Raw genomic sequence first — 12,179 nt, forward strand, 5'->3', positions numbered from 1 at the left:
CATGGAACGTCCCGCTGGAGCCCATTGCAAAAAAAGTGACTCAATACAACGAAGGCAAGTAGGCCGATTTAGCGGCGCTTACGTATTTACGACCATTTTCATCAGTTTTGAACCTAGCTACATACTCTTTTGAATGCGGCCTGAATTGTGTGTTCCAAGTGTAATCATCTGATTTTGTGTAAGAAATGATGACATCATGTTTCTGAGGGAATTTTTTCGAAGTCGCTCTTTTAAATCCAAAATAGGACCAAACAATTTCATTTCTAAAGAAAGACTCTCCAAAAATCTCATCCATAATCAACCTAATATGATGACTTTTATGCCAGTCGCAATGAATATATATACTTCCTTTTTCGGAAAGCAACTCTCTCATCAGCAGAATTCTTTCATACATGAACTGAAGATATTCGTCATTCGACCAAATATCTGTGTATTGTTTCTCCTCGAATGAACTTGAATCGCTTGTTACTGATTGCCCTTTAAGTTTTATTTTCTTCTTATAATCAGCCTTTGAATCGAATGGAGGATCAATGTAGATTAAATCTACTTTTCCACGATATTTTTTTAAAAGGTGACTCATGACCTGAAGGTTATCACCCCAGAAAATTTTATTAATCCATCCATTTTCATCTTCTTTTCCATATACTTCTTTTAGTTGTGCAGGAAAATATTGTGTGCTCCGAAAAGGACGCTTACCTTTCCAATTAAGCATTGGATATCCTTTAATCGGTTCAAATTCGTAATTTTCAATATTGTTTGTTTCTTCGATTTTCATTTTCGCCTCAAATATATAATTTAAATGTATTTTTATTAATTGCAAAATTTCCAATTCTTTTTATCGCAATAGGCCCTAGCACTACAGTCGACACACGTCTTATCTGGTCTTGCTTTCAATGAAAAATCTTTGTTTTCAATTCGATCAACAATACGGTCAAATTCTGCAACTGTTTTATCAATTGTCCCGCTAGCCTTGTTAAATGAAATGTTAGGCAACCCATTGGTCTCACCAGTGAAATAAAGATGCATCTTACTCACTTGATAACCATAACGTTCCTCAACCAGATGAGCGTATATTTCTAGCTGTCTTTTATGATGCAATATGCGCTCTTTATCTCGCTCCATATCGGGTTTGCGCTCTGATTTAAAATCAACCAATTCAACGGTTCCATCAGAGCCTTTTATTAAATCTACGCTTCCAGTAAGCACATAACGCCCTTTCACTAATGAGATATCGACTTCCGTTTCTTTTATGTCTGACCAATCTCCGCCTTTTCTATCTACATATCGCATTACATGCTGAAGGGCTGCGCCTAAAGTTGACTCACCAAGATACATTCGCTCTCTATTTGCCAAGTTCTGATAGTTTTCCATCAACCACGATTGAATATTCGCTCTCGTAATCTGAGATTCCTGCCCTCTAATAGCCATTTTATGGATATCTTCTAGAGTTTCATGAATCAAAGTACCGAATAACATCGGACTAGCCTTCACAGGCTGAAACTCTAGATCTTTAAAGAGCCTATATTGTTCTGCACAGGTCTCGAATAAAGTAATGTGTGACGTAAAGGCATATTCTTTCTTTATGTTCACATCCTTAACAGACTCGAACTCCAGAGACGACAGCTCAGATTTAACCGATCGCCAATACGTTAACTTCTCTGTGTATTCAGTAAAATGATGAGAGGGAGTTTTTCCATGTCCAGATTTCTCTTGTCCTGTCAGTACTAGTAAGTTTTGAGGCCGCGAAAATGCGGTGTAATAGAGTCGCCAAAAATCGAAATACTTCGTATCTTCCAAAGGCTCAAATGACTTTTTAGCCAAATATTGATTTTCAATAATTTCATCTAGCTCAGTGTATTGCTTACGTGGGGTTGCCTCTAATGAACCTACGAAAACAATTGGAAACTCCAATCCTTTAGATTGGTGTATCGTTAGAAATGAAACGCAACCTGAAGGTGCGTACTCTGACATGTCCTCGTATTCATCAATTCCACCCTCATGTAAAAATCTGATGAAATTATCAAATAAATCTCGAAGGTTAGCATCTAAGTACTTTGGATTTAAAACACTAACTCGATGCAAATATTCAAACTTTCCGAGCATCCGACTAAACTGAGCAAGGTTTCTCTGAGCTCTCAAATGTCCATTATCTTGATCGAGGTATCTTGCAAATAATGGGAATTGCAAAATGTCATAAAATATACCCAAGAATGAACTATCAGCGTTTTTAGTTAAATTAATGTGTTCATGTGCTTTTTTCTTACACCATTTAACCAGCTCAATTTGTTCTGGCTTACCCAATTCCTCCAAAAGCGGAGCGATGCAGTGCTGTTCATAGTACTTCCAAATTGGTATAGCCTTACCTTCCTCTGTACGATTTTTACGATCGGGGAGAACCATGGGGAATACAAGATGAAATAGTCCAAGAACTAATCGTATTTCTTCTCGTTCAAAGAATAAATTTGCACGAGGAGAATACACTGGTATTCCCTTATCTTCTAAGGATTGAGCTAGAGCCTTTACTTTATCGCTTTTAACTGACCTAAATAAGAAAGCAACCTGATTCCAATCTTTCAGTTTACCGTTATCTCTTAAGTGCATTAGGAGTTGATATACATCCTGATGCCAATCATCACCTTCTGGGGTGATTGCACTAATTACGGTAGGTCCATCAGGAAAGTTATCATCTCTCGCAACTATATTTTTGGGGTAGCGATAATTAATTCCCTCACGAAGCCACGGTTTATCTCCCATGTATGTATCGTAAAAGTTTACAATTTCTGGATGAGATCGATAGTTAGTGGATAACCTAATTTGTTGACAATCGCCAGATGGAAAATTTTGCGGAAACTCAAGTATATTCCTTACGGTTGCGCCTCGAAAACGATATAGTGCTTGGTCATCATCTCCAACAACACAAAGATTTTTCTTCTGTCCCATCAATAGAAAGAGTAGCTTTTCTTGTATGGTGTTTGTGTCTTGGTATTCATCCACCATTAGATAATCAAGCTTTTCTTGAAGCTCGCCCAGTAGACTTGGATTCTCGCGAAGTAAAAGGTAAGTCTCGAGCTGAATACATGAAAAATCTAATGCATTATTTTTACTAAGCAGGGCTTGATATATGCAGTAGCTATCGCCCAGTGCCTTTATTGCAATGTCTGGTGATTGGCATAACACCTCAACGTCTAAAGCTTCCTCAGACGCCTTGTTCAACCAACTCATCAAATTTTCTGACTTTACCCAAGCAGGTAGTTTGTGCTCACCTTGAATATGTTCAATACCTTCAATATCCCTGAACTCTCGCAAGTTTTGATACAGAAAATACTGCTGGTCAAACTGATCCATCAATACAAAAGACCGTTTCAGACGTGTAAACTCTCGATGCTCTTCTAGTATTCTTAAACAAATAGAGTGAAACGTACCTAAATACATTTCGTTTACATTAAAATCTATCCCCAACTCAAGAATTCGGTTCGAGATTCGAGTCTTAAGCTCTTGTGCGGCTTTCTCGGTAAATGTAACAACTAATAACCTATCAGCTACTGCTCCATGTTTATTTATTAAATTAATAATTCGCTCAACAAGTGTGTAAGTCTTACCTGAACCTGGACCGGCAATGATTAATAATGGTCCTTTGTGATGAGCTATTGCTTGCTGCTGATACTTGTTAGGTGATGCCATAAGATCCTTCTCCGACTAAAACTATGCTCTGTAACCTGGAGCAATCGCTAGGTGAACAACACCATAAAGTGCCTGGCTATTACGCAACCAAAGCTGATACTCAAAGCCCGTTAATGAGTGTTCCGTAGAACAATCCACATGCCATTGGCGAAGCAAATACCCAGCGGTTGCAGCCCTAATCTCAACCTTTAGAACGCCACCCGTCATACCATAATCCAGCTCAATCGCTTCGCTGTGCTCAATACGTGGATGCGGCACTAACTCCAGCTCAACAAATCGGTTCCATTGCCGGTCTTGGGTTTCGAGCTCACTTTCTTTGATAACAGAGGGCGACAAAGTGGAATCTTCAAGCACGACCGCTGCTTTAATTCGGGTCAGCACAAAGTCACGGAACTCATTATGCTTGCGATCAAAACCACGAACGTGCCAACGCAGGCCATTGTCCACCAGCGTATGCGGCACAATTTCACGCGTTGTTTCACCACTCGATAACGATACATAGGTGATACGCAAGGCTTTGCCTTTGTGTATGGCTTCGGTGACTTTCGCCACTATCGATAGATTCGGTTTGTTAAGGTGATAAGGCGCTTCACAAGCCAGTGGTGGTTTTACCTTTCCAGTAAAGCCATCTCCGTATCCTTGGCTAATGGTTGCCAGTGTTCTCACAACGTCATAGTCGAACAATGGGGCAAAAGCTTCACCACGCTTATGCAATTTGAGCTTTTGGTCATACTCAATGTTGCCTGGCGCAAGCTCTCGGTAAAGGGTGAAGTCTTTCGTTGCTTGTGCAGCGGCTATGCTGAAGCGATCGACTAAATCCGCTCGCACCGCTTCGCCCTTAAACAATAAGGTGAAATCGATGTGGGCAATGCGATCCCTGGTTGCTTGTGGCAACTGCGCTATCTGTGAAAGCCTATCTGACTTCGCCACTACCGTTTGTTTCAGACCATCATTTGTCATGCGTCTTGTTTATCCAATTCAACCAGTTTCTTAAAACTCTGTTTATAAAGTACGGTCAGACATCGCGTAATCACATTGAATAGTGTCACTCAATGCTGCTCTTTATCCGCAATGACTTAGCAATCTCTACCGGTTGAAGCTGAACAGATGGCCATAAAACACTGAATAGGCTTCAACCTAATTAAATTTATTAGGTATCATCCTATCACAAATTACTTTGTAGGGAAGACTAAGCGGCAACTTTTTGATCTGGATTGCAATTGCCGCTCAGGTATGGGCGTGAAGACATTGTTTTATGCCATTGCTGATAGCCGCTATCAATACGCTACCCGAACCAGTGGCACCACGATGTTACCGCGATGAGCTCCCCCTTTGTCCGACTCTGTAGACATCAGGGCTCGTTGCTCACTCTCCCGAATGCGCCTGGCAACTTCTGCCTGGGCTGGTAGCAATGGCAGCATCCCTTCAGCAATCGCGTCTGGGGCAGACTCTTGGCCACAGGACATCAAATGCTTCCATGGATCTTTAAGAAAGCGCTCGAACGTGATGCCAAATTCAATGATGCGGGCAGAGACGAAGATTTCGCCCCAGTATTCAATGTAGGTGTCTTGGTACATGGAAAGATTCCTCTTGTTGGTTAAACCATGAGTTCACTTTCCATTTTCCAGAGGTTTTCAAATATGCAAGGCTTACCTTATAGAGAGCTACAAAGCTTTAAATCGATTGCGGGCATCTTTGTAGTCATAGTGGGCATGTTCTGAGCCACGATGATACAAATCATCCAGGTAAGTTTGTTCCTGCGGCAACTCGTCTTCGCTGATTTCGCGCCACCAATGTTTGTTGGCACCTTTAACACCGTCATGCCAGCGGTAACCACGCTCTTTTAAATAGTCCTTTACGTCAAACGGCGCACCAAACGCACGAACTAACACAGTTCGCCTGTCTGCTTCAGACAACAAGTTTGCAACGGACTCGGGCAACAAATGAAACAACCAGGCCATCGCCAAACAATCGGTTGCAGCTCGGTGTCCTTCATAGAACCAACCTAAGCGAAGCAGCAGGTACTCAAGCTTTCGACTTTCAAAGCCCAGCGCCTTCCAATCTATGCCGCTAGCTGAACAGGCCCAAGATAGATGGCCTAATGCGGCAAACCGCTTTTCAAAGAAAGGACGATCAAACTGCGCATTGTGAGCAACCACCAGCGGATCATCGGATAACCAACTCGCAACCAGTGAATCATCAATGTGCTGGCCTTGAACCATATCATCGGTGATACCGGTTAACTCGGTAATCAGCTCGGGGATTGGCTTGCCGGGATCTTCATACAAGCTGATCACATCAACAATCGACACAATCCGCTGAGCAGAGGGGCTGTAAAGCATCTTAACCATACCAAGCTCAATAATGGACTCGTCATCGGCAGATAGTCCGGTTGTCTCTGTATCGAGCAGCACCATTGGCTGTTCATCACCGACCATAGGAGAAAGTTCAAGTGGCCAAGTCTGCGGCTCACGCGTTAATGGAATACGCTCCAGCAATCTAAAATCTTCTGGTCTTTCTGGGATATCCGCGAGGCGCTCTAGCGGAAATGGCGCTGGGGCTCTTGTCATTGATGGTTCCTCTTCAATTCTATTATTCGCTTTGGGTTATTTCACTGTGCCCTGTTCGTTTATAAACGCATTTGTACAAAATGCACCTTGGATACCTCAGCGTTTTTTTAATCTTTCTAATGGTTGAACCCATGTATGAAGGCTTTGACTAAGTCTATCAGAAAGCCTTAGCCAAACCGTTTAGGTAACCCTTACCGATACCCTTTACGTATGGCTTAGCCACCCCCTTTTCAAACGGTTGCAAAAGGCTTGAACTGAGTTCGACTGAGCATTTTAAAGATGCTCCTGACTTCGCTTTAAGCCAGTAAATTCAATACGAAGCGGAATTTTACTAACTGTTTGTAAACCCTTTGCAAAGGGTTCAACAAGCCTTGTCTGACGGTTACTTGACCCATGCGTTAACCAGTAGCAGTAACAGGATCAGTAACAGAAACAAGAGCAGTAGGCAGAAGCAGTATTGTCCAAGCCTTGCAGGCTTTGACGAGGGCGAGCGATCCCCCACATCTAGTTTTTCAACACAAAAAATAAATCACCGACAACACAGTGTCTTACTCGAACAACACCAGTTTTACCTACAATTTTACTTGTAGAAATCAGCATAGCATTAGATACTGTATAAACAAACAGTATTAATTGTGATTTTTCGAGGTTCGTCATGAGTGTCTCGCTGATAGGCCGTAGCGGCGCACTTGCCTTCATCAAAGCCAAGCGCCTTCGTATTCCATTGTTCATGGAACGTGTTTCTGCTGGTTTTCCCTCCCCAGCGCAGGATTATGTTGAGCAAACGCTCGACCTCAACGAGCTGTGCATCAAGCGACCGGCTGCAACGTTCTTTGTGCGTGTTGAAGGTGATTCAATGATTGATGCCGGGATTCACCCAGATGATATTTTGGTGGTTGATCGCTCTGTCCAAGCAGAACACGGTGACATTGTCATCGCGGGTATCCATGGTGAACTCACGGTAAAGGAGCTTCAACTCAGGCCTTGCGTCAAGCTGATCCCAAGAAACCCGGCGTATGAGCCCATTCATATTCCTGAAGGGACAGAGTTAGAGATATTTGGTGTGGTCACCAATGTGGTGCGAAACATGCGCCGCAAGTCGTGACTATCCCATGCCAGTATTTGCCTTGGTGGACTGCAACAACTTTTACGCCAGTTGTGAGAAGCTGTTTCGTCCTGATTTAAAAGATACGCCGGTTGTGGTGCTGTCCAACAATGACGGCTGCGTGGTTGCACGGTCGCGTGAAGCTAAGTTACTCGGTATAAAAATGGGCGTACCCGTCTTTCAGATCAAATCTGAAATGCAGCGCCATGGCATTTTGGCATTCTCGTCCAATTACGCGCTGTACGCAGATTTGAGCAGTCGAGTGATGCGCACTTTGGAAGAGATGGCACCACGAGTAGAGGTTTACTCCATTGACGAAGCGTTTTTGGACTTAACCGGTATTGAGTCGGCCATATCTCTTGTCGAGTTCGGACAACAAGTGCGAGAGCGCATAGACCACTGGATTGGGATCACCGTCTGTGTCGGCATTGCACCTACTAAAACACTCGCCAAGCTGGCTAACCATGCCGCCAAGAAATATCCCGCCACTCAGGGGGTTGTAGACCTGACCAATCCAGATCGGCAACGTCGATTGCTCGCATTAGTCCCAGTTGATGATGTTTGGGGCGTTGGTAAACGGCTTTCTAAGCGTTTAAATGCGTTGGGTATCACCACAGCCTTAGATCTCGCCAATGCCTCTCCTAGAGCCATCAGAGACCAGTTTTCAGTGGTTTTAGAGAGAACCGTCAGAGAGCTCAATGGTGAGTCGTGCATTGAACTTGAAGAGATCCCGCCAATTAAGAAACAAATCGTCTGTAGTCGTTCATTTGGCGTAAAAGTGACGCACTTTGAATTGTTACGTGAAGCCATATGCGAATACGCAACCCGCGCCACTGAGAAGCTTCGCAAAGAACAGCAGCAAGCCAAAGTGATGACCGTCTTCATACGAACCAGCCCCTTTAAGGACAACGAGCCGCAGTACAGCAATTCCGCATCGGGTGAGTTACTGACCCCCAGTTGCGATACGCGGGATTTTATCGAGCTGGCCAATCACTTACTCAAGCGAATTTGGAAGGATGGTTTTCGTTATGCCAAAGCGGGCGTCATGCTGTCTGACTTTTACGATCCAGGCATGTTTCAACCAGGACTATTCGATGACGTATCGACCCGCTCTAATAGCCAACAGTTAATGTCTGTATTGGACACCATTAACCAAAGTGGTGCCGGAAAGGTTTTCTTTGCTGGACAAGGTACGAAGAAAGATTGGTCGATGAAGCGAGAGCATTTGTCTCCCGCTTATACAACACGCTGGGACCAGTTGCCACGAGTGAAGTAGCGCAGTTAACTCAATAGGCATTCACTCTGCGACGCAGCATGTTGAGCTTATCAACCTGGCGTCGAATATCACTGAAGAATTCTTCTTTCTCCATGGCCAGCGCTAACTCCCATTCTTTGGCTAGACCTTGGCAGTCCAAAAATGAGTATCTCAGCTTCGTCTTTGAAATACTCAGTCCTTTACTAAAGACTACGCGCTTGCCTCGTTGACCGTGAAAGCTGTTGATGTACCACTCAATGCCAAAGCCATACTTAAAGTCTCTGATACGGACACCAAGCAGCCCCCAATCTTTAAAGGGCGCATTCTCACGAACCTTGTAATGGGTAACCCAAAAGTCATCAACTTCAGCTCGTGCCAGTGCTTTTAGCCTGTCCGTTTCTTGCTGAAGTAAATCTGATACATCTGCTTTCCATTGTTCATTGACGATTTCTACCAAACCAATTTCTCCATCCAATTAACCCCAAAAGCCAAAACCACTATCCGTTTGGCTTTTGGATCGAAACGCCAAACGTAAAACTGCCGTAACAATCACTGTTTGGCGTCTCGATATAAATCAACTCGCGTAATTCCATACCTGACAAGGGATACAGGCCGATTTCACTTAAAAACGCCTAAAAAGACGTATTGCCATGAAAATACAAACCGTTTGGCAAGTTCAGGCCAGAATGCAAACGACGTTTGGCGTCTCGATTTTTTTGGCTAGGTTATCCGCCGCCAAACCGAGCCTATTCTCATACTTTTGCGAAAATGCAATAGGCAGATAGATGAAAGGATTTGTCACCTTTCTGCCCACCTCCAGTGCACCGAATCCTGATAATGACATTTGAGTGAACCGCCAGAGCACTTGGAAATGCCCAAGCGTGACCAGTGCGGTTGATTGAAAACCGTTAGAGCACTTTGAGTGCACAGGAGATAAGTATGTTTGTACTAGGCGTAGATATCGGTTACTCAAACCTGAAGCTGGCAATTGGCCAATCAGGTAGTGAACCGAAAACCATTATTCTACCTGCGGGTGCCGGTCCAGCGGATCGTATGCCGGAGCGTATCGGTGGAGGCGATGATGACACTTGTTTGTATGTCTCTGTCGATAATGAGCGTTGGGCCGCTGGTGTTCCTGCTGGACGCCTTCAAGGCTGGGAACGAGAGCTTCACCCGGAATATCCCACCACAAAAACCTATAAGGCACTTTTTCATGCCGCCTTGTTAATGGCTGAAACAGAATCCATCGATTTGGTTGTCACTGGATTACCGGTTTCCCAGTTTCATGAACCACAACGTAAGTCTGATCTTGTGCAGCGTTTAAAAGGTGTCCATCAAGTGACGCCTAAGCGCAGCATCACAGTTCATGACGTCAAAGTGCTGCCGCAGCCTGCCGGTGCCTATATGGATCTGGTTCAAACAGGTGGAGATTTGGGCTTGATTGAAGAAGGTCGCGTCGTCGTTATAGACCCTGGCTTCTTTTCTGTTGACTGGGTTGCCCTTGAGGCCGGAGAAATTCGCTACAGCTCATCAGGAACCAGTCTTCAGGCAATGTCCGTGCTACTGGAAACGATTGATAAGCTGATTTCGGAAGATCACGGTGCCAAAGTAGGTATGGATCGACTTGAAAAAGCCATGAGAACCGGCGACTTGCAGGTGCTGCTGTTTGGAGAAAAGGTCGATATTTCACCTTATCTAAATGCTGCCATGAAAAAGGTAGCGCCTGTTGCTCTTACAGCCATGCGCCAATCCATGCGTGACGAAAGCATCAATGCGGACTTGGTATTGATCGCGGGAGGTGGAGCCATGGCTTATAAGGAAGCGGCCAAGGAGATTTTTTCGCGAAGCAAGATCATCGTGCCGGAACAGTCTGTTTTGGCGAACGTCCGAGGCTTCTGGTTTTATGGGGCCTGATCATGAGAGTTGTCGTCAACATTCCCCCAGGGAGCCACCCAGAACTACTCAAAGAATTGGAAAAGACGCCACCACGGGAACGCGCTGAGCGTCTGCGGATGCTGGCCACCTTTGGGTTAATTCACATGAGCCAACCCAATCTATCCACGACATCTGGACCGCTGGATGGTCTTGCACCAGATGGTGAAGTTACTTCTGAGAGTACAGCGCCAGAACCCAAAGCAGAATCACGTAAACAATCATTAAAATCAAAACTAGGGCTGGGCTTATAACATGGCGTTATCAGTTAGCTGGCTCGATGCCAGGTTAAATAAAGAAGCAAAAGAAACCGTAGTAAAAGCCGACCGAGATGGGCTAAGTGCTCGGGTATCGCCCAAGGGCAAAATTGTTTTTCAGTTTCGTTATCGTTTCGATGGCAAGCAACAGCGGGTAGACATAGGTACTTACCCACTTATGAAGCTTGCTGAAGCAAGGAATGAGCTGGATAGGTTAAGGGCAGTACTTGATCAAGGCCGAAACCCCAAGCTCTACCTACAGCAGGAACGGGCTAAGTATTCTGCCAAGCAAAGTTTCGAATCGATTTTTCGAGACTGGATAGACTCTGCCGGTAAGCAAGGGCTAAAGGAGAAAACGTGGCACTACCAAAAACGCAGCAGTGAAATATATTTGCTGCCCCGACTTGGCAAGTACCCATTAACTGACATCAATGAATTGTCCTTGCGAAACTGTCTTCGTGAGGTTTCGGAGTCGTCCCCTTCGAACACAGAGCGCCTAGTGTCTGTGCTGCATAAGTTTTATGACTGGCTGATTGATGAACAAATTTTGGAAATTAACGCTGCCGCAGGGATCACAGCAAAGAAAGTCGGCGGCAAGAAAGGCAAACGAACTCGGGTGCTAAATGACAACGAGATCAGGATACTTTGGCGCTATTTGCACGAGTCAAAAATCACTGAGAAGAACCGCATCTACATAAAACTGCTTCTGCTATTGGGCGGTCGCAAGGGCGAACTCATTCAAGCTGAAAAGCATCACTTTGATTTGCAATCTGCAATGTGGACAGTGCCTATAGAGATCCGCAAACAAGGTGAGAAAATTGGAGCGCCGATCATGCGGCCATTAATTAAGCCAGCTATTGAGCTGATTGACCTGGCGATGCAGATGAGCAAATCAACTTACTTGTTTCCCGCGAACGGACAAGAAGAGCTTGCCACAAATGGCTTTGATACCACTATTCCTAACAATGTGAAAATCTGGGCTCGCAGATCGCTTGGTGTTGAGATGGAACATTGGTCTATGCATGATCTTCGCAGAACGATGCGAACGCGAATGTCTGCCATCACGACGCAAGAAGTTGCCGAGTTGATGATTGGCCACAGCAAAAAAGGGTTGGATGCTATCTACAACCAATATCAGTACCTGGATGAAATGCGTCATGCTTACGACGTTTGGTATCAACAGCTAGAAACCATCATCGAGCCGACAGGCTTTCCATTCAACTGGCGTTTCGGACAATAAAAGAAAGAGGCTCAGTCCTCTTTCTTCTCATACTCTTCTAGGTCTTCAATGTGCCACAGTGCATATTCCCACGCATGGCGATCGCTCAATAACATTCATGCCGATCACGTAATAACATCCATGCCGATCACTCAATAAC

Annotated in this window: 11 protein-coding genes; 5 read left to right on the forward strand and 6 right to left on the reverse strand. The window is 44.5% G+C overall.

All coding sequences use genetic code 11. From position 1 onward, the window contains the following. Positions 1-40: 40 nt before the first annotated feature. From ACYVG7_RS12215 to ACYVG7_RS12235, 5 genes are all read right to left on the reverse strand, one after another. Positions 41-775: a DNA methyltransferase gene (locus tag ACYVG7_RS12215; RefSeq protein ID WP_460883379.1), complete on the reverse strand. Its 735-nt coding sequence runs from the start codon at positions 773-775 to the stop codon at positions 41-43. 35 nt (positions 776-810) lie between these two features. Next, positions 811-3,681 (reverse strand): ATP-dependent helicase, encoded by a 2,871-nt coding sequence (locus tag ACYVG7_RS12220; protein ID WP_460883380.1) that lies wholly within the window; start codon positions 3,679-3,681, stop codon positions 811-813. 21 nt (positions 3,682-3,702) lie between these two features. Next, positions 3,703-4,641, reverse strand: coding sequence for a WYL domain-containing protein (locus tag ACYVG7_RS12225; protein ID WP_460883381.1), 939 nt, complete (start codon positions 4,639-4,641; stop codon positions 3,703-3,705). Between the two features lie 317 nt (positions 4,642-4,958). Continuing rightward, positions 4,959-5,258: a hypothetical protein gene (locus ACYVG7_RS12230; protein ID WP_197386129.1), complete on the reverse strand. Its 300-nt coding sequence runs from the start codon at positions 5,256-5,258 to the stop codon at positions 4,959-4,961. A gap of 87 nt (positions 5,259-5,345) precedes the next feature. Continuing rightward, on the reverse strand, positions 5,346-6,251 hold the full coding sequence (locus tag ACYVG7_RS12235) for a 3'-5' exonuclease (RefSeq protein ID WP_460883382.1): 906 nt from the start codon (positions 6,249-6,251) through the stop codon (positions 5,346-5,348). 655 nt (positions 6,252-6,906) lie between these two features. Here ACYVG7_RS12235 and umuD point away from each other — a divergent pair. Beyond that, positions 6,907-7,356: a translesion error-prone DNA polymerase V autoproteolytic subunit gene (umuD, locus tag ACYVG7_RS12240; protein WP_106651338.1), complete on the forward strand. Its 450-nt coding sequence runs from the start codon at positions 6,907-6,909 to the stop codon at positions 7,354-7,356. 7 nt (positions 7,357-7,363) lie between these two features. After that, positions 7,364-8,632 (forward strand): translesion error-prone DNA polymerase V subunit UmuC, encoded by a 1,269-nt coding sequence (gene umuC / locus ACYVG7_RS12245; protein WP_210763731.1) that lies wholly within the window; start codon positions 7,364-7,366, stop codon positions 8,630-8,632. A 10-nt stretch (positions 8,633-8,642) separates the two neighbouring features. Here the strand turns inward: umuC and mobI are convergent, their stop codons facing one another. After that, positions 8,643-9,068, reverse strand: coding sequence for a conjugative transfer protein MobI(A/C) (gene mobI / locus ACYVG7_RS12250; RefSeq protein ID WP_460883383.1), 426 nt, complete (start codon positions 9,066-9,068; stop codon positions 8,643-8,645). A 482-nt stretch (positions 9,069-9,550) separates the two neighbouring features. Between mobI and ACYVG7_RS12255 the strand changes: the two genes are divergently transcribed. Genes ACYVG7_RS12255 through ACYVG7_RS12265 form a run of 3 tightly spaced genes read left to right on the forward strand, consistent with a single transcriptional unit; the run spans position 9,551 to position 12,040 of the window. Further along, positions 9,551-10,525, forward strand: coding sequence for a ParM/StbA family protein (locus ACYVG7_RS12255; RefSeq protein WP_025586926.1), 975 nt, complete (start codon positions 9,551-9,553; stop codon positions 10,523-10,525). Positions 10,526-10,527: 2 nt separating this feature from the next. Then, positions 10,528-10,797, forward strand: coding sequence for a hypothetical protein (locus tag ACYVG7_RS12260; RefSeq protein ID WP_148831152.1), 270 nt, complete (start codon positions 10,528-10,530; stop codon positions 10,795-10,797). Position 10,798: 1 nt separating this feature from the next. Next, positions 10,799-12,040: a tyrosine-type recombinase/integrase gene (locus ACYVG7_RS12265; protein WP_148831151.1), complete on the forward strand. Its 1,242-nt coding sequence runs from the start codon at positions 10,799-10,801 to the stop codon at positions 12,038-12,040. The last annotated feature ends 139 nt before the right edge of the window (positions 12,041-12,179 follow it).

Source organism: Pseudaeromonas pectinilytica, assembly GCF_054780855.1.